Source organism: Allorhizobium borbori, assembly GCF_014196535.1.
GTDB lineage: Bacteria > Pseudomonadota > Alphaproteobacteria > Rhizobiales > Rhizobiaceae > Ectorhizobium > Ectorhizobium borbori.
Genome location: NZ_JACIDU010000009.1, coordinates 1 through 17240, shown reverse-complemented (window position 1 = coordinate 17240; position 17240 = coordinate 1). Strand labels below are relative to the sequence as shown.

Below are 17240 nucleotides of genomic sequence, written 5' to 3'. Positions count from 1 at the left end.
AATCCTGTTTCCGGAGTGCCGCATGGCCGCATCCGGCCATCCCGAAGGTTTTTATGATGACTGCCCCGAAGCCTCAGCCCACGCCCCGCCCCGGTGTTCTGGACATTGCCGCCTATGTGCCGGGCAAGGAACATGCGCCGGGCGTGGCGCGCGTCTTCAAGCTTTCGGCCAACGAGACGCCGCTCGGACCAAGCCCGAAGGCCATCGAGGCTTTCAAGGCCGCCGCGGGCCAGCTTGAGCGCTACCCGGACGGTCAGGCTACGGCATTGCGCGCGGCCATCGGCACGACGTTTCGCCTGAACCCGGCCAACATCATGTGCGGCAACGGGTCCGACGAGTTGCTCGGTCTCCTCTGCCACACCTATCTCGGTCCCGGCGATGAAGGTATCGTCACCGAACATGGCTTCCTCGTCTACAAGATCCAGATCACCGCCGCCGGGGCAACGCCCGTAACGGTGAAGGAGAAGGACTGCCGCGTCGATGTCGACGCGATCCTTGCCGCCGTCACGCCGAAGACGAAGGCGGTTTTCATCGCCAATCCCGGCAATCCCACCGGAACCTATGTGCCCGTGGCCGAAATCCGCCGCCTTCAGGCCTCGCTGCCGCCGCAAGTGCTGCTGGTGCTCGACGCCGCCTATGCGGAATATGTGCGCCGCAACGATTATGAGGCTGGGCTGGAGATCGTCTCTTCCTGCCAGAACGTGGTCATGACCCGCACCTTCTCCAAGGTTTACGGGCTGGCTGCACTGCGCCTCGGCTGGCTCTACGCGCCGGAACATATCATCGATGCGCTGGACCGGGTGCGCGGTCCCTTCAACATCAGTGCGCCCGGCATAGCCGCCGGCGCCGCTGCCATGGCCGATCAAGGCTTCATCGAGCAGGCCGTCAGCTTCAATGCGGAGTGGATCGGCAAGCTGACGCAAGCCTTCGAGGCGCTGGGGCTTGAGGTAACGCCGTCGGTGACGAATTTCGTGTTGATCCATTTCCCGGATGTGGAGGGCAAGCGTGCGGCGGATGCCGACGACTTCCTCACGGCGCGGGGTTATATCCTGCGTGCCGTTCGCTCCTACGGTTTCAATAATGCATTGCGCATGAGCGTGGGCCCGGAAGAGGCCAATCTCGGCGTGATCGAGGCACTTCGCGAATTCATGGGGCGTGGCTGATATGACGGAAGCATTCTTTGGAAAGATCGCGCTGATCGGTATCGGTCTGATCGGCTCGTCGATTGCCCGTGATGTCAAGGCGCGTGGGCTTGCGAAGGAGGTGTCGATTTCAACCCGCAGCACCGGGACGCTGAAGCGCGCCGAGGAACTGGGGCTCGGTACGTCCTACACGGTGTCGGCGGCGGATGCCGTCAAGGATGCCGATCTGGTGATCGTGTCCGTTCCGGTCGGTGCATCCGGTGCCGTGGCGGAACAGATCGCGCCTTCGCTGAAGAAGGGCGCAATCCTGACCGATGTCGGCTCGACCAAGGCGTCGGTGATTGCGCAGATGCAGCCGCACGTTCCCGAAGGCGTGCATTTCATTCCCGGCCATCCGCTGGCGGGCACGGAGAAGTCTGGCCCCGATGCTGGTTTCGAGGGGCTGTTTGCCGGTCGCTGGTGCATCTTCACGCCTGTGGCGGAGACCGATCCCGCAGCACTTGCCAAGCTCAGGGCCTTCTGGGAGGCGCTGGGCAGCAAGGTGGACGAGATGGACCCGCAGCACCATGACAAGGTGCTGGCCATCGTTTCCCACCTGCCGCACATCATTGCCTACAACATCGTCGGCACGGCGGACGATCTGGAAACCGTGACGCAGTCCGAAGTCATCAAATATTCGGCGTCTGGTTTTCGCGATTTCACCCGTCTTGCCGCCTCCGATCCCACGATGTGGCGAGATGTGTGCCTGCACAACAGAGATGCGATCCTTGAAATGCTGGCGCGCTTTTCGGAAGATCTCGCCTATCTGCAACGGGCGATCCGCTGGGGAGAGGGCGACAAGCTGTTCGATCTCTTCACCCGCACCCGCGAAATCCGCCGCTCCATCATTCAGGCCGGACAGGATGTGGACGCGCCGGATTTCGGCCGCCACGGCACCAGCCAGAAAAGCTGACCCGGTGTTATCCTCGCTTTCGTCTGCTTTTCGGGAAAACCGGATCCTGCTTGTCCCCGGCAAACTCTAAAGCGGCGGAATTTCGCCCACGGGAATGAAGCCGGCAATCAGCACCTTGCCGCGCTTCAGCGTCAGGTCGATGGAAAGATCGGGGTTGCCTTTGGTGTAGCTGCGGATCAGCGAGCCGGCGCTTTGGAAGATGCCGTCGGCTTCCGGAAGCGCCTGCCGGGCCGCGTCGAGCCAGGATTGCACATTCTTCGCCTCGATTTGCAGCTTGCCGGAAATGCGCCCCATCTCATCCACGGCAAAGGGGCCGCTGACGATGATATCGCGGCCTTCGCCGAGATTGGCGGCAAAGCGCTCGATTTCCCCGCGCTTGCCATAAAGTGCTTGCCGATCGAAGCGACCGACGAGATCGCCGCCCTCCGCGACCTTCAGTGATGCGTCGATCCTGAGCGGCGGCAGCGGCAGCTCCGTGCCGTTGCGGGAAAGTACGGCGCCTTCCATGGTGACACCGGTCGCAAGGTCGCCGCTGGCGCCATCGGCGAAGCCGGAGAAGCGCTCGGCCCGGGCCTGAACCGCACTACCCTTGCCGGGGTCGGTGAAATTCGCCTTCAACCCGGTCGCATCGACCCGTACGGCCTGCATGCCGGACAGGCCGAAATCGACATCGGAGGTCAATGCCTGCCATTCGCCCACGAGCTGTCCTCTGGACGAACGGATTTCTACCGGCCCCTTCGAATTGGAATGGACGCTGTTGGGCGACAGCAGCGATACCCGTGCTTCCGACGCGCCAAGCGTGGTGGAAATACCGTGCTTCACATCATCTGCCGTGAGGCTCGAGCAATGAAGTGACAGGGAAAACGGAAAGCCGCCGCTCTTCATGTTGCGGCAATCGACTGAGAGGCCCTTTTCATCCTGCCCGGCGAGCGCGGAAAGAAGCCGGCCTTCAATTCTTCCGGCCAGAACATGCCATCCGCCGGTATAAAGTGCCGCGAGGGTAGCGAGGGCGCCGGCGGTGATGATCCATGCGCGGCGCGATGTCTTGCAGCCGCTCGCCGGTTGCGTTACGTCCATTGCACTTCCTTCCGTGGTCGTCTTCTGACCCATGACTGCGGTTCTGACCTCACCCCTTTATAGGGCGAATCAAGCGGATTTCACGACGTGACGTGCGAAATGGACGAATTTTGGGTCTTTGGTTACGGTTCGCTGATGTGGAACCCCGGTTTTCCCCATGTCGAGAGCCAGCGCGCCCGGCTTGGTGGCTACCGGCGTTCCCTGTGTATCTGGTCCTGGGTTCACCGGGGCACGGAAAGCGATCCGGGGCTGGTGCTCGGCCTCGACCGGGGCGGGTCCTGTTCCGGCATGGCTTTCCGTGTTGCGCCAGACGAATGGGGGGCTGTGCTGGCCTATCTGCGCGAGCGTGAACTGGTAACGAAGGTCTATCAGGAAAAGACCTTGTCGCTTGCGCTGGCGGACGGGCGCAAGGTGAAGGGCGTCGTCTACGTGGCCGACCCCGCCCATGTGCAATATGCGGGATCGCCCGAACCGGATGTGGCGGCGAAGATCGTTCATGCCGCTGTTGGTGCCTCCGGGCCGAACGATGCCTATCTGTTCAACACGCTGACCCAGCTTCGGGCGATGGGCATTCACGACCATCTGCTGGAGAGCGTGGCGCAGAATGTGGAAAAGCTGCGTGGCTGACGCTGGCGCTGTTCACAATGCAGCGAAATCCGCGGATAGACGGCGAAAAGCCGGGGGGTGACCTCGCCTTCGCCACAAAGGGTGTTATCCTTCGTCGACCGAAAACCCCGATGTTTTGGGACAGGAGAAGCGTATGAACGGCGATAGCCGGCAGAAGGAGCGTTCGCATGCCAGCGCGCTTGCCACGCGTCCCGGCCTTGCCCGGCGGCTTGCCTTCAAGCGGGCGCTTGCGAGGCTGACGCTGTTGGGCGAACGGCTGCTGCCCGCGCTTCTCGTGCCGGCCACGATTGCCGCCGTCTTCGTTTCGCTTGCCTGGTTCGGTCTGTTCCGCACGATGCCGGACTGGCTGCGGCTTGCCGTCGTCGCTTTGGCGGGAATCGGCTTTCTGGCGTCGTTTCGACCGCTTCTCAGGCTGCAATGGCCGGATGCGCATGCCGCCGACCGGCACCTCGAAAGCCGCAACGGTCTTGCCCATCAGCCGGTTGCCGTGCAGGAAGACCGCCCGGCCAACGATACGCCCTTTGCGCGGGCGCTGTGGCGTGAGCACCAGATCCGCATGGCCGAGCGTATTTCCGCGCTCGATGCCGGGTTGCCGCGTCCTGATCTTTCCCGTTTCGACCGCAACGGTCTGCGCGCCTTGCCGATCCTCCTTTTGGCGGCGGCGTTCGGGTTTTCCTTTTCCAACGGGGCGGGCCGTTTAATCGATGCCTTTGCTCCCTCCGGCGTGCAGGGTACGATCAATCCCGGCCTGCGTATCGATGCCTGGGTGACGCCGCCGGCCTATACGGGCCGCGCGCCTGTTTATCTCACGGCAAGGGCGGAGATCGGCAACGGTCCTGCCGAGGTGCCGCAGGGCTCGCAACTGACCGTCCGTGTGGCGGGTGAAGGTGGCGGCGAAAAGCTCGTCTTTTCCCCGGCTGCCGGCGGTGAGGCCATAACGCTTGCATCAAGCGATTCTCTTCCCGCCAATCCGGTTGCGGCGGCCGCGCCCGCGAGCGGTGTCCGCAGCTATGGGCTATCGCTGGACGAGGACGGCACGCTCTCCGTCAACGGCCAGAATTTCGCCTTCACCGTCATTCCCGACAAGGCGCCGGAAATAGCCTTCGATCAGCCGCCGCGCGTCAGCGCCAATGGTTCGCTCGAAATCGGCTTCATGGCGCGCGACGATTACGGCGTGCAGACGGCGCGGGCCGAGATCGAGCCTGCGGAAGAGCCGCTGCCGGGCGTCAAGGCGCTGTTTCCCGCGCCGGAATACAGGCTCGATCTGCCACGCCGGGGCAATGCCACGATCAAGGGGCTTACGAGCCGCAACCTGACGGAACATCCGCTTGCGGGTACGCGTGTGCGGATAACGCTGGTGGCGGTCGACGCCGCCGGGCGGGAAGGACACAGCCAGCCTTACGAAATGACCATGCCGGCGCGGCGCTTCTATGAGCCGCTGGCTGCTTCTATCGCCGAGGAACGGCGTACCTTTGCGCTCAACACCGCTGCGCTGCCGCGCGCCATCGCGCTGAACGAGGCGCTGGCGCTGAGGCCGGAGGAAACCATTCCCAATCTCAAGCACTTCCTTCTGGTGCGCTCGGCGCTCGGGCGCATGCAGATGGCGCGCAGCGAGGACGATCTGAAGGGGGCCGCCGATTACCTCTGGGAAATCGCGCTCGGTCTGGAGGATGGCGACCTTTCGCTGGCCGAGCGCCAGATGCGTGATGCGCAGAAGGCGCTGTCCGATGCGCTGGAGCGGGGCGCTTCCGAGGACGAGATTTCGCGGCTGACGGCCGAATTGCGCAAGGCGATGGAGCAATATCTCTCCGAACTGGCGCGGCAAATGCAGCAGAACCCGAACATGCAGGGTCGCATGGCGGAAAACACGCTGCGGCAACAGGATTTGAGCCGCATGCTGGACCAGATCGAGAATCTGGCGCGCTCCGGTAACCGCGATGCGGCGCAGCAGCTTCTCTCCGAAATGCAGCGGATGATGAACAACCTGCAGGCCGGTCGCCCGGGTCCGCGCAATAACGGGCAGGACAACAGCCCGATGCGCAAGCAGATCGACAAGCTGGGCGAGCTGATGCAGGAACAGCAGAGGCTGATGGACGAGACCTTCAAGCTCGACCAGCAACTGCAAAGCCGCATGATGGAGAATGACGAGCTTGGCGAGGACAAGGACCTATTCGAAGGTGAGCAGAACCGCGAGCAGGGACAGAATGGCCAACAGCAACAGCAGCCGGGCGGCGAGAACGGCCAGATGACCGAGCAGCAGCTTCGCGATGCGCTGAAGAAGCTGCGGGAGCGGCAGGATGCGCTGGGCGGCAAGCTGAAGGAGTTGCAGAAAGGCCTTGCCGATATGGGCATGAAACCCGGCCCCGGCTTCGGCGAGGCCGGCAAGGAAATGAAGGGTGCCGGCGAAGCGCTTGGCCAGGGCGAGGGCGGTCCGGCGGTCGAAGGCCAGGGCAAGGCCTTGCAGGCGCTGCGCGAAGGCGCGCGCGACATGATGAACCAGATGATGCAGGCCATGCAGGGGCAGGGCGAGCAGCAGGGCGCGCAGGGGCCGGGCATGGTGGGCGAGGGGAACCAGAACGGGCGTGATCCGCTCGGACGTCCGCGTGCCAGCGCCGGCCCGGAATTCGGCGATCAGGTCAAGGTGCCCGATGAGATCGATGTGCAGCGCGCTCGTGAAATCCTCGAATCCATCCGCGAAAAGTTGAGCAACGGTCTCGGCGGTGAAATCGAGCGGCGCTATCTGGAGCGGTTGCTGGATCTGCAGTAAGCGCGGTTTCCCGCACCCTGGAAAAATCGAAAGGCCCGCAGATCATGCGGGCCTTTTACGTCGGGAGAGGCTGGATCGGGATCAGGCCGCCAGTGCGCGGGCCACGGCGCGGCGAATATCCGGCAGGGCAAAGGGCTTGTCGACGACATCGATGACCTTGGTCATGAGGTCGTCCGCGCGTTCGCGCTGGTCAGCATAGCCGGTCATCAGCAGAATGCGCAGGTTGGGGTGGCTGGCGGCGGCGCGGTGCGCCAGCTCGATGCCATCCATGACCGGCATGCGGATATCGGAGAGGAGAAGGTCGAACTCTTCTTCGGCCAGACGTTCCAGGCCTTCGGCGCCATCGGCAGCTTCTGCGGTAATATGTCCGTCAAGCCTGAGCGCGCGCGCCACGAAGGAGCGCAGAGAATCTTCGTCTTCGGTGATCAGGATTTTCGCCATGATGGCTGCTCCGCTTCTTCTTTCCGCGGGCGTGCGCCTCATGCTCACCCGGCCCGGATCATGACCGGGAACGGGGGCAGATCACCAGAGTTTTCTTGTCTATCCGTAAACATCCACCGGCTCGCGGCCCCCGTGGTTAACAGGGAATGACCGGCGGGTGGCCAGAACTGGCCCGGATCGAAGGAAGTGGCCGTCAGCCGTCCGTCAGCGCGTCGCCAGTCACGACGCCGACGAAGGGCAGTTCGCGGAAGGCGTAAGCAGCATCCATGCCGTAGCCGACGACGAAATAATCGGGGCATTCGAAGCCGACATAATCAGCCTCCAGCTTTTCCTTGCGCTTGACGCTCTTGTCGAGCAGCACGGCGATGGAGACGTTGCGGGCACCGCGCGAATAGAGCAGTTCCTTGGCAAACAGCAGGGTGCGGCCGGATTCGAGAATGTCATCGATCAGCAGCACGTCGCGATCTTTCACGTCGCTGTCGATGTCCTTGACGATCCGCACACCCTGCGAAACCGTGCCGGTGCCGTAGCTCGAAAGGGTGATGAATTCGACTTCCGGGGCAAGCCCGGTCTCGTGCAGGGCGCGGATCAGGTCGGCGGCGAAGATGAAGGAGCCCTTGAGAATCGCGATCACAAGCAGATCTTTTACCGGGCCAGCGGAAATCTTCCGGGCGATGTCCGTGTTGCGGGCAGCAATCTGTTCGGCAGAAAAAAGCGGCTCAATAATCTTACCACGAACGATAGGCATGCAGGGTTCTCCACGATATTAGGGCCCTGCTTACCATATAATCACGTTCCGGGAACATCCTGCGGGCTGAAGGAAAGCTTCAGTTCCGGCATTTTTCCACCGGGGTGAACGACGCGGGCAACGAAGCCGTGGCTGTGGCCTGGCTGAACCAGAGCCACCGGCGGGTCGATGACGATGGAGGCAACGAGGTTTTCGCCGGCCATGAGGCTTGCGCGTACGGGTGGAACGGCCATGGCGGCCTGCCCGTGGTTCTCGATGACGCCGTTGATGGTCAGGAGCCGCATGCCGTTCGCCTCCTGCGGGGTGAGGCTGGCATGGGTGATGACGAGCGGCTGGGCGGGGGCTGGCGACGCCTCTTGCGGAAACAGACTGGAAAGCCCACCGGCCAATACGAATACGACGACGAAAAGGGCCGCGACAAGCGCGGAAAACATATCGACGGACAGGCTGGTCAACCGTGTTTCGACGCTTTCCATCAAACCGCGGACGGCTGCCATGAAATCGACGCGAACGGGTTCGACGGTACGGTTGTCATTGCCGGCACGGCTTGGCTGAACGGTATCGCGGAGGGTGACGAATTCGGCGTCGACAATGGTTTCCGGCGCGCGCTGCTGGCGCTGGCGTGCGCGCGGCGCATCCGGCGTGAGGATGTCATAGGCAAGGGCTTTGTGTCTGCGGGCGCTGGAAACGGTCATGGGGCCTATCGCCTTTCTCCTTCCGTGGTCGTCTGTTGAGGCGACGGCGGAGGGCATTGCAACAAAGTCTCACCAGACGTAAATAAAAATGGTTAACGCTTCGGTAACGCCATCCGGGATAGACCGGACCTGAACGCTGCGGCGGTGTCTGCAAGGCGGGCTGCGGAGCGAGACTTCTCGAACAAGGCCGGAACGAAGAACCGGGGAACGGGCGCGCTTGATTCATTTCGAAAATGTCGGTCTGCGCTACGGGATGGGGCCGGAGATCCTGAAGGATCTGACCTTCACCATCCCGAAGGGCTCGTTTCAGTTCCTGACCGGACCTTCCGGCGCGGGCAAGACGACATTGCTGCGCCTGATGTTCCTGTCACTGAAGCCGACGCGCGGATTGATCCGCAGTTTCGAACGCGACATTTCCCGCATTCCCGTGACCGAACTGCCGATGCTGCGGCGACGGATCGGCATCGTCTTTCAGGATTTCCGCCTGCTCGACCATCTGACGACCTATGAGAATGTGGCGCTGCCGCTGCGGGTGCGCGGCAAGGAGGAAGCCTCCTATCGCAAGGATGTGATCGAGCTTCTGAAATGGGTCGGGCTCGGTGAGCGCATCAATGTGCTGCCGCCGGTTCTCTCCGGCGGTGAAAAGCAGCGCACCGCCATCGCCCGCGCGCTGATCGACCGGCCGGAAGTGCTGCTTGCGGATGAGCCGACCGGCAACGTCGATCCGCCGATGGCGCGGCGGCTGCTCAACCTCTTTCTCGAACTCAACCGGCTGGGGACGGCAGTGGTGATCGCCACTCACGATCTCGGCCTGATGGATCAGGTGAACGCGCGCCGCATGATCCTGACCGATGGACGGCTTGACCTCTATGAGTGATCGTCCCGCACCCACGCAGGCAGGCTCCGGGCAGGCCAATGCGGCCCGCCGCCGGGAAATGCAGGTTCGCCCGACCGGCCCGATCCTGCCGCCTTCCAACATTCAGGGCAATGCGCTGATGGTGGTGATCGCCATCATGGCATTTCTGGCCTGCCTCACGCTTGGCGGGGTCAGCATGGTGCGGGCGACCGCCTCAAGCTGGCAAAGCCAGATTTCCCGCGAGGTAACAATTCAGATCAAGCCCGACGAGAAGCTGGACATGGAGAAGTCGCTGGCGCGTGCCCGCGATATCGCGTTGACCTTCGTCGGCACCAAGGAAGGCCGCATTCTGGATGATGAGGCGACCGCGCGTCTGCTGGAGCCCTGGCTTGGTGCCGGGTTGAAGCTGGATGAATTGCCGGTGCCACGTCTCGTGGTTATCACCATCGACGAGAGCAACCCGCCGGATTTCACCGCCATGCGGGCCATGCTTCAGGACGAGATTCCGCAGGCCTCGCTGGATGACCATCGCACCTGGGTCGACAGGCTGGTGTCCATGGCGGACACGACCGTCCTGATCGGCATGGGCGTGCTGGGGCTGGTCTTCACCGCCATGGTGCTGACGGTCGTGTTCGCGACCCGCGGCGCGCTTTCGGGCAATCGCCACATTGTCGAGGTGCTGCATTTCGTCGGCGCGGAGGGGCGGTTCGTGGCCAGCGAGTTCCAGAAGCACTTTCTCAAGATCAGCCTCAAGGGTTCGGCTGCGGGCGGGCTTGCGGCGGCCTCCGTCTTTGCCGGGCTCAGCCTCTGGCAACGCCATGCGGTCGCGACGCCGGAAAGCGATCAGGCGACCGCGCTGTTCGGGCAGTTTACCATCGGTTTCTCGGGCTATATGGGAGTGTTCGCAACAATGATCGTAATCGCTCTCATTACGACGCTGACGGCCCGTTTCACCGTGATGCGAACCATTGCCGAAATCGACAGTATCCGTTCCGATCCGGCCCGTATCGATGGGCTGGCCAATGGTTGATCCTGCCCGGCGTCCGGTGCTCTGGGGAAATTATCGGTTAACCGTCTGCTGTCTGCCGCAATCTCCGGCTATAGATTGATTCATGGAATCGCACGAAACGAAGCACGAGGAGACCGTAACGGCCCCGCCAGAGGCAGGGCCGGGGGCGATTTTTTCGCGGCGCAGCCGGGTGCGACGGTTCATCCGCATCGCTGGCGCCATTTTCATTTTGTGCCTTGGTATTGTTTTCGCGGCCTTCCTGCGCTTTGCCGATTCGGTTGTCTCGTTTCAGCCGCCCATCGATCCCAAGGCCGATGCCATCGTCGTGCTGACTGGAGGCTACCAACGGATCGATCAGGCGGTCAACCTGCTGGAAACCGGAGCGGGACAACGTCTGCTGATTTCCGGTGTGCATCCGGGCACCTCCGCCTCGCGGCTTTCCAAGCTGACGAAGAGTTCCGGCGCGCTCTTTTCCTGCTGCGTCGATATGGGCTATCAGGCGCTCGACACGATCGGCAATGCCGCGGAAACGGCCCTGTGGATCTCCGATCACGGCTACCGCAGCGTTCTGGTCGTGACCAACAATTATCACATGCCGCGCAGCCTTCTGGAACTGCGGCGGGCCGATCCCCGAACGGACTTCATTGCCTATCCTGTCGTGAACAGCGACCTGAAGGTGAAGAACTGGTTCATCGATCCAAATGCGCTGCGCACGCTTCTTTCCGAATTCATCAAGGTGACGGCGGCAACGTTGCGCGATTTCATCGGTCTACCCTCTGAGCCCGGTCTGCGCGACCCGCTGACGACGCAAAGCATTCACTCCCGAAGATCGTCCTGAACCGCCCTTTTTCTTGCAGGCGTTATCGTGTAGGCACGGACATGTCGCCTCCATGATCTTCGCCCGAAAGGGGCAGGGTGGTGGATTCATCAGCTCCGAGCGTTCTTTCCGCGTCCGTCCGGACGTGTGATGCGCCAGAGCCATTCCGGAAAACCGCGTCATGATCATCCTGCGTTCGTTTCTGTTTCAGATCGCCTTCTACATCAACATCACACTCAGGATGGTTCTGCTCAGCCCGATCTATTTTCTGATGCCGCGCTCCTACCGTATTCCGAAGGGGTGGGCGTCCTCGTCCAACTGGCTGATGGACAAGATCGTCGGCGCAAGTTTCGAGATCGAGGGGCTGGAAAACCTGCCGACCGGGCCGGCGATTATCGCACCCAAGCATCAGTCGGCCTGGGACACATTCATGCTGATGCCGTGGATGCACGATCCGGTCTATATCCTCAAGCGTGAACTGTTCTGGCTGCCTCTGTTCGGCTGGTACATGAAGAAGCAGCGGCTCATTCCCGTGAACCGCGAGGCCAAAGGCCGCAACATGCTCGACGTCATGAAGCGGACGTCGGACGAGCTTGCCACGGGGCGCCAGCTTCTCATCTATCCCGAGGGCACCCGTCGCTCGCCGGGCGCCGAGCCGGTCTACAAGAACGGTATCGCCCGCCTTTATCGCGCCCTGCGCGTACCCGTGGTGCCCATCGTCATGCATCCGGGCCTGTTCTGGCCGAAGAATGCCTGGCTTCGCTATCCCGGCCATTTCAAGATCAAGATCCTGCCGCCGATCGAGCCCGGCCTTTCACAGGACGTGTTCCTGGAAAAACTGATCGGCACCATGGAAAAGGAAAGCGACGCGCTGCTGATCGAGACCGCGGCGGCCAATCCTCATCTGAAATTGCCGGAAAGCGCGGTGAAGCGGTTGGCCGAACTGAAGGCCAGGCCAGTGGCCGAATGAGAAAAGGCGGGCCGAAACCCGCCTTTTTCGTATTGGTTACTTCAGCCAGTTCGGCAGGGAGTCGAGAGCCAGAAGCTCCTCGTAGGTGCTGCGCGGGCGGATGACGTGGAAAGCATCGCCCTTGACCAGAACTTCGGGAATGAGCAGGCGGGAGTTGTAGGTGTTCGACATGACCGCGCCGTAAGCACCGGCCGAGCTTGCATAGAGCAGGTCGCCGGGGGCGGGGCGGGCGAGTTCCCGGTCGAGACCGATATAGTCGCCGGTTTCACAGACCGGGCCGACAATATCGGCGCGAATGCGCGGGGCGTCGGCGGCGGGTTGAACGACCGGGCCGATCTCGTGATAGGCTTCGTAAAGCGTCGGGCGGATGAGGTCGTTCATGCCCGCATCGACGATGACGAAGTTCTTTTCCTCGCCATCCTTCACGAACACGACTTCCGTGACCAGAATGCCGGCATTGCCGACGATGAGACGGCCCGGTTCGCAAACGACCTTGCAGCCAAGGCCCTTCAACTGCTTCAGCACCGTTTCGGCATAGGCATCCGGCAGGGGCGGCGGGTTGTTGTCGGCCTTGTAGGGAATGCCGAGGCCGCCACCGATATCGACATGCTCGATGGTGTGGCCATCGGCGCGCAGTGCCTCGACCAGTTCACGCAGCAGGGCAAACGCATCCTCGAAGGGCTGCAGATCGGTGATCTGGCTGCCGATATGCATGTCGATGCCAGTGACCTCGATGCCTTCGAGCTTTGCGGCACGGGCATAGACCTCCCGGGCGTTCTTGAAGGAGATACCGAACTTGTTCTCCTTCTTGCCGGTCGAAATCTTGGCATGGGTGCGGGCGTCGACATCCGGATTGATGCGCAGCGAAACCGGGGCCTTCTTGCCAGCCTTGAGCGCGCGGGCGTTCAGTACTTCCAGTTCAGGTTCGGACTCGACGTTGAAGCAATAGATGCCCTGCGACAGCGCAAAGTCCATCTCGTGAGCAGTTTTGGCAACGCCGGAGAACATGATGCGGCTGGCCGGAACGCCGGCAGCCAGGGCGCGACGCAATTCGCCTTCGGACACCACGTCCATGCCAGCGCCGAGCTTTGCCAGCGTCTTGAGCACGGCAATGTTCGAATTGGCCTTCAATGCATAGCAGACCAGTGCGTCGACTTCCTTGAAGGCATTGGCGAAGACGCGGTAATGGCGCTCGATGGTGGCAGAGGAATAGACGTAGAACGGGGTGCCGACGGCCTTGGCAATCTCCGGCACCGATACGCCTTCGGCGTGAAGCACGCCGTCGCGGAATTCAAAGTGGTTCACGGTTTCTGTCCTGTCGGATCAAAGAAGGGGGTCGAGAACGAACGGCCGGTCCGGCACTTTCGGATCGGGATTGTAGCTGCGTTTGTTCATCTTATCGACCGGTGTGGACGGCATGTCGAGGTCGCCTTTGCGGCCGCAGCCGGAAAGCACGAGGCTTGCGGCCAGGAGAAGGCCGAGAGAAAGCGTGACGGTGCGAAGCGGTCTCGAAGACATGGGTCCCTGTCCGGCGGCTAGATCATGAATATTGGTGATAAACAAAAACAGGGCGCTTGTGCACCCTGTTTCTGTAAATAGATCCGCGCGAAAACGTGATCAGTTGCGCCCGCGCCACCAGGCGATCTGCTTCTTCACTTCTGCAGGCGCTGTGCCGCCGAAGCTCTTGCGGCTGGCGACGGAGGCTTCGACCGTCAGCACGCCGTAAACGGCGTTGGTGATGTCGGCGTGGATGGCCTTCAGCTCATCGAGCGGCAGTTCCGCAAGCTCGCAGCCCTTGCTTTCGGCCAGTGCCACGACACGCCCCGTGACGTGATGGGCATCGCGGAAGGGCAGTCCCGCTTCGCGTACCAGCCAGTCGGCCAGATCGGTGGCGGTGGAATAGCCGGAGCCGGCGGCATCCTTCATGCGGTCGGTGCGAACGGTCAGGTCACGCACCATGCCGGTCATGGCGGCAATCGCCAGTTCGAGGCTTTCGGCGGCGTCGAAGACTTGTTCCTTGTCTTCCTGCATGTCCTTGGAATAGGCGAGCGGCAGCCCCTTCATGACGGTCAGAAGCGCAATCAGCGAGCCATTGATACGGCCGGTCTTGGCGCGCACCAGTTCGGCGGCATCGGGGTTCTTCTTCTGCGGCATGATGGAAGAGCCGGTGGAGAAGGCATCAGACAGGCGGATGAAGCCGAATTGGGGTGTCGACCAGATGACGATTTCCTCGGCGAGACGCGACAGATGCGTGGCGCAGATCGAGGCCGTTGACAGGAATTCGAGTGCGAAATCGCGATCTGACACGGAATCGATGGAGTTGCGGGTCGGCTCGCGGAAGCCGAGCGCCCGCGCCGTCTGGTGACGATCGATGGGATAGCCCGTGCCGGCAAGGGCCGCGGCGCCGAGCGGACTTTCATCTAGGTGCTCGATGGCGTGACGCACGCGGTTGCGGTCGCGGCCGAACATTTCGACATAGGCCATGCAATGGTGACCGAAGGTGACCGGCTGGGCAGTCTGCAGATGGGTGAAGCCCGGCATGACGGTGGCGGCATGTTCTTCGGCGCGGTCGAGGAAGGCTTCGATCAGGCCCGTGAGCGCCCGCTCGGTCTTGATCAGCTCTTCCTTAACCCACAGGCGGAAGTCGACGGCCACCTGGTCGTTGCGCGAACGGGCCGTATGCAGCCGGCCGGCGGCGGGGCCGATGAGATTGGCGAGCCGCGCCTCGATGTTCATGTGAATGTCTTCGAGCTGGCGGGAAAACTCGAAATTGCCGCTCTCGATCTCGATGCGGATGGTCTCCAGCCCGGTCACGATCTTTTCACGATCGTCTGAGGAGATGATTCCCTTCTCTGCCAGCATGGTGGCATGTGCTATAGAGCCGCGGATGTCTTGGTCGAAAAGCTTCTTGTCGAAACCGATGGAGGCATTTATCTCCTCCATGATCGCGTCAGGGCCCGAAGCGAAACGTCCGCCCCACATCTGGTTGGAGGAATTGGTGTCCTTGGTTCCGTCGGCCATGGCTTTTTGCCCATCCTGGAGAATGACATGACGAAGAAAAGACCGCTCGGTCTCCCCTCCGCAAAACTGATTGTTGTCGCGGCGCTGACCGGCCTGACCGCCGGAGCCGTTGCGGTATACGTGAAGCGCATGGGGTCTGGCAACACGGATGCGCCGGTTGTCGCGGCTTCCGGTGAATGTGCGGCCTCAAAGGCGAAGGCCGATGCGCTGAAACCGTTCCTGAAGGGTGAAATAGCGACCATGGCGGCGGTCGATCAGCCGCGTTCCATCCCGCTTTCCTTCAAGGGCGAGGGCGGCAAGGATCTGACGCTTGCCGACTTCAAGGGTAAGTCGTTGCTTCTGAACCTCTGGGCGACGTGGTGCGTGCCATGCCGCAAGGAAATGCCCGCGCTCGATCATCTGGAAAAAGCCAAGGGTGGCGCGGATTTCGAGGTTGTGGCCGTCAACATCGATACCGGCTCTGACGAAAAGCCGAAGGCGTTCCTGACGGAAACGGGCATTACCTCGCTCGGCTACTACCGCGATGCATCCATGGGTGTGTTCAACACCGTGAAGAAGGAAGGGCTGGCAATCGGCCTTCCGGCCACACTGCTGTTCGATGCCGAAGGGTGCCTGACGGCTGCCATGAACGGCCCGGCGGAATGGGCCGGTGCGGATGCGCAGGCGCTCGTGGATCAGGCGGTGAAGCTGAAGTGAGTGGTTCGGGGGGGGCTGGCCCCCTCTATCTTAGCGCGTCGGGAGCGGCACTTCGCCGCGGTAATCGTAGAAGCCGCGACCAGCCTTGCGGCCGAGCCAGCCGGCTTCGACATATTTGACCAGAAGCGGGCAGGGGCGGTACTTGGAATCGGCCAGACCGTCATGCAGCACCTGCATGATCGACAGACAGGTATCGAGGCCGATGAAATCGGCAAGCTGGAGCGGCCCCATCGGATGGTTGGCGCCGAGCTTCATGGCGGTGTCGATGGCTTCAACCGTGCCAACGCCCTCATAAAGCGTGTAGATCGCCTCGTTGATCATCGGCAGCAGGATGCGGTTGACGATGAAGGCGGGAAAGTCTTCGGCAACCGTCACGACCTTGTCGAGCGAGGTGACAAAAGCGCGGGCTGCGGCGAAGGTATCTTCCTGCGTGGCGATGCCGCGCACCAGTTCCACCAGCTTCATCACCGGCACCGGGTTCATGAAGTGGATGCCCATGAAGCGTTCCGGCCGGTCGGTGGCGGAGGCAAGGCGGGTGATCGACAGCGACGAGGTGTTGGTGGCGAGGATCGCGGCGGGGTTCAGGATCGGGCAGAGCTCTGCGTAAATCTTGCGCTTGACCGCTTCGTTTTCCGTTGCGGCCTCGATGACGAGATCCATGGGGGCGAGGTCGCCCATCGCGGCGCTGCCCTTGATCTTGGAGAGGGCCGCCTTGCGGTCTTCCTCGGTGATCTTGCCGCCAACGACCTGGCGGGCGAGATTGCCGTTGATGGTGGCGAGGGCCGCTTCGATACGCTCCTGTGACAGGTCGTAGAGCGTCACGTCATAGCCAGCAAGCGCCGAAACATGGGCAATGCCGCAGCCCATCTGTCCCGCGCCGATTACACCGATTTTCGTCATGCCGATGGTCATGCTCGTGTCTCCTCCCCTCGAAAAGCGAGAACCGGGGCGTTGTTCCGCCCCGGTCCGTATTGGTCCTAGAGAGCCTTCTGCAGTTCGGGCAGGGCTTCGAATATGTCTGCGACGAGGCCGTAGTCGGCGACCTGGAAGATCGGGGCCTCCTCGTCCTTGTTGATCGCCACAATCACCTTACTGTCCTTCATCCCCGCAAGGTGCTGGATCGCACCCGAGATGCCGCAGGCGATGTAGAGATCGGGCGCAACCACCTTGCCCGTCTGGCCAACCTGCCAGTCGTTCGGGGCGTAACCCGCATCCACCGCCGCGCGGCTTGCGCCGACGGCGGCTCCGAGTTTGTCGGCAACCGGCAGGATCACCTCGTTGAACTTCTCCGAAGAACCCAGCGCACGGCCGCCAGAGATGATGATCCTCGCCGCCGTCAGTTCCGGACGCTCGGAGGCGGCAATCGCCTCCGACACGAACGTCGAGACACCCTTGTCGCCGGCAGAGGCAACGGCTTCGATG

Annotated in this window: 18 protein-coding genes; 9 read left to right on the top strand and 9 right to left on the bottom strand. The window is 62.3% G+C overall.

Translation table 11 applies throughout. The features are described from left to right. Window positions 1-56: 56 nt before the first annotated feature. Together hisC and GGQ66_RS12025 are read left to right on the top strand one after the other, a co-directional pair. Window positions 57-1163: a histidinol-phosphate transaminase gene (gene hisC, locus GGQ66_RS12030; RefSeq protein WP_183792807.1), complete on the top strand. Its 1107-nt coding sequence runs from the start codon at window positions 57-59 to the stop codon at window positions 1161-1163. A gap of 1 nt (window position 1164) precedes the next feature. Beyond that, window positions 1165-2094: a prephenate/arogenate dehydrogenase family protein gene (locus tag GGQ66_RS12025; RefSeq protein ID WP_183792805.1), complete on the top strand. Its 930-nt coding sequence runs from the start codon at window positions 1165-1167 to the stop codon at window positions 2092-2094. Window positions 2095-2160: 66 nt separating this feature from the next. Here GGQ66_RS12025 and GGQ66_RS12020 read toward each other — a convergent pair whose 3' ends face one another. After that, window positions 2161-3171 (bottom strand): DUF2125 domain-containing protein, encoded by a 1011-nt coding sequence (locus tag GGQ66_RS12020; protein WP_183792803.1) that lies wholly within the window; start codon window positions 3169-3171, stop codon window positions 2161-2163. 99 nt (window positions 3172-3270) lie between these two features. Between GGQ66_RS12020 and GGQ66_RS12015 the strand changes: the two genes are divergently transcribed. Together GGQ66_RS12015 and GGQ66_RS12010 are read left to right on the top strand one after the other, a co-directional pair. After that, window positions 3271-3798: a gamma-glutamylcyclotransferase gene (locus GGQ66_RS12015; RefSeq protein ID WP_183792801.1), complete on the top strand. Its 528-nt coding sequence runs from the start codon at window positions 3271-3273 to the stop codon at window positions 3796-3798. Between the two features lie 133 nt (window positions 3799-3931). Continuing rightward, complete coding sequence (locus GGQ66_RS12010) at window positions 3932-6565, top strand: TIGR02302 family protein (RefSeq protein WP_183792799.1); 2634 nt, start codon at window positions 3932-3934, stop codon at window positions 6563-6565. An 81-nt stretch (window positions 6566-6646) separates the two neighbouring features. On the opposite strand, the gene GGQ66_RS12005 is transcribed toward GGQ66_RS12010, so the two are convergent. From GGQ66_RS12005 to GGQ66_RS11995, 3 genes are all read right to left on the bottom strand, one after another. Continuing rightward, window positions 6647-7006 carry a response regulator gene (locus GGQ66_RS12005; protein ID WP_183792797.1) on the bottom strand — a complete coding sequence of 120 codons (360 nt, stop codon included), beginning with the start codon at window positions 7004-7006 and terminating at the stop codon, window positions 6647-6649. A gap of 193 nt (window positions 7007-7199) precedes the next feature. After that, window positions 7200-7754, bottom strand: a complete 555-nt coding sequence (hpt, locus tag GGQ66_RS12000; protein WP_183792795.1) for a hypoxanthine phosphoribosyltransferase — start codon at window positions 7752-7754, stop codon at window positions 7200-7202. Window positions 7755-7795: 41 nt separating this feature from the next. After that, entirely contained in the window at window positions 7796-8449 is a 654-nt protein-coding gene (locus GGQ66_RS11995; protein ID WP_183792793.1) for a hypothetical protein, read from the bottom strand. 217 nt (window positions 8450-8666) lie between these two features. Between GGQ66_RS11995 and ftsE the strand changes: the two genes are divergently transcribed. The 4 genes from ftsE (at window position 8667) to GGQ66_RS11975 (ending at window position 12101) form a co-directional block, all read left to right on the top strand. Then, entirely contained in the window at window positions 8667-9326 is a 660-nt protein-coding gene (ftsE, locus tag GGQ66_RS11990) for a cell division ATP-binding protein FtsE (protein WP_183792791.1), read from the top strand. Between the two features lie 58 nt (window positions 9327-9384). Then, window positions 9385-10335: a cell division protein FtsX gene (locus tag GGQ66_RS11985; RefSeq protein ID WP_237358900.1), complete on the top strand. Its 951-nt coding sequence runs from the start codon at window positions 9385-9387 to the stop codon at window positions 10333-10335. A gap of 82 nt (window positions 10336-10417) precedes the next feature. Next, window positions 10418-11152 (top strand): YdcF family protein, encoded by a 735-nt coding sequence (locus GGQ66_RS11980; RefSeq protein WP_183792787.1) that lies wholly within the window; start codon window positions 10418-10420, stop codon window positions 11150-11152. 160 nt (window positions 11153-11312) lie between these two features. Beyond that, window positions 11313-12101, top strand: a complete 789-nt coding sequence (locus GGQ66_RS11975; protein ID WP_183792785.1) for a lysophospholipid acyltransferase family protein — start codon at window positions 11313-11315, stop codon at window positions 12099-12101. Window positions 12102-12137: 36 nt separating this feature from the next. Here the strand turns inward: GGQ66_RS11975 and lysA are convergent, their stop codons facing one another. The 3 genes from lysA to argH all read right to left on the bottom strand — a co-directional run bounded on the left by lysA (window position 12138) and on the right by argH (window position 15122). Beyond that, window positions 12138-13406: a diaminopimelate decarboxylase gene (gene lysA / locus GGQ66_RS11970; RefSeq protein ID WP_183792783.1), complete on the bottom strand. Its 1269-nt coding sequence runs from the start codon at window positions 13404-13406 to the stop codon at window positions 12138-12140. Between the two features lie 18 nt (window positions 13407-13424). Then, on the bottom strand, window positions 13425-13619 hold the full coding sequence (gene lptM, locus GGQ66_RS11965) for an LPS translocon maturation chaperone LptM (protein ID WP_183792781.1): 195 nt from the start codon (window positions 13617-13619) through the stop codon (window positions 13425-13427). Window positions 13620-13718: 99 nt separating this feature from the next. Beyond that, a complete protein-coding gene (argH, locus tag GGQ66_RS11960; RefSeq protein ID WP_183792779.1) occupies window positions 13719-15122 on the bottom strand; it encodes an argininosuccinate lyase in 1404 nt (467 codons plus the stop codon). 27 nt (window positions 15123-15149) lie between these two features. On the opposite strand from argH, the gene tlpA reads away from it, so the two are divergent. After that, a complete protein-coding gene (gene tlpA / locus GGQ66_RS11955; RefSeq protein WP_183792776.1) occupies window positions 15150-15818 on the top strand; it encodes a thiol:disulfide interchange protein TlpA in 669 nt (222 codons plus the stop codon). Between the two features lie 30 nt (window positions 15819-15848). Here tlpA and GGQ66_RS11950 read toward each other — a convergent pair whose 3' ends face one another. Beyond that, complete coding sequence (locus tag GGQ66_RS11950; protein WP_183792774.1) at window positions 15849-16730, bottom strand: 3-hydroxybutyryl-CoA dehydrogenase; 882 nt, start codon at window positions 16728-16730, stop codon at window positions 15849-15851. A gap of 65 nt (window positions 16731-16795) precedes the next feature. Beyond that, window positions 16796-17240 (bottom strand): electron transfer flavoprotein subunit alpha/FixB family protein (locus GGQ66_RS11945; RefSeq protein WP_210287248.1); only part of this gene is annotated, 445 nt, incomplete at its 5' end.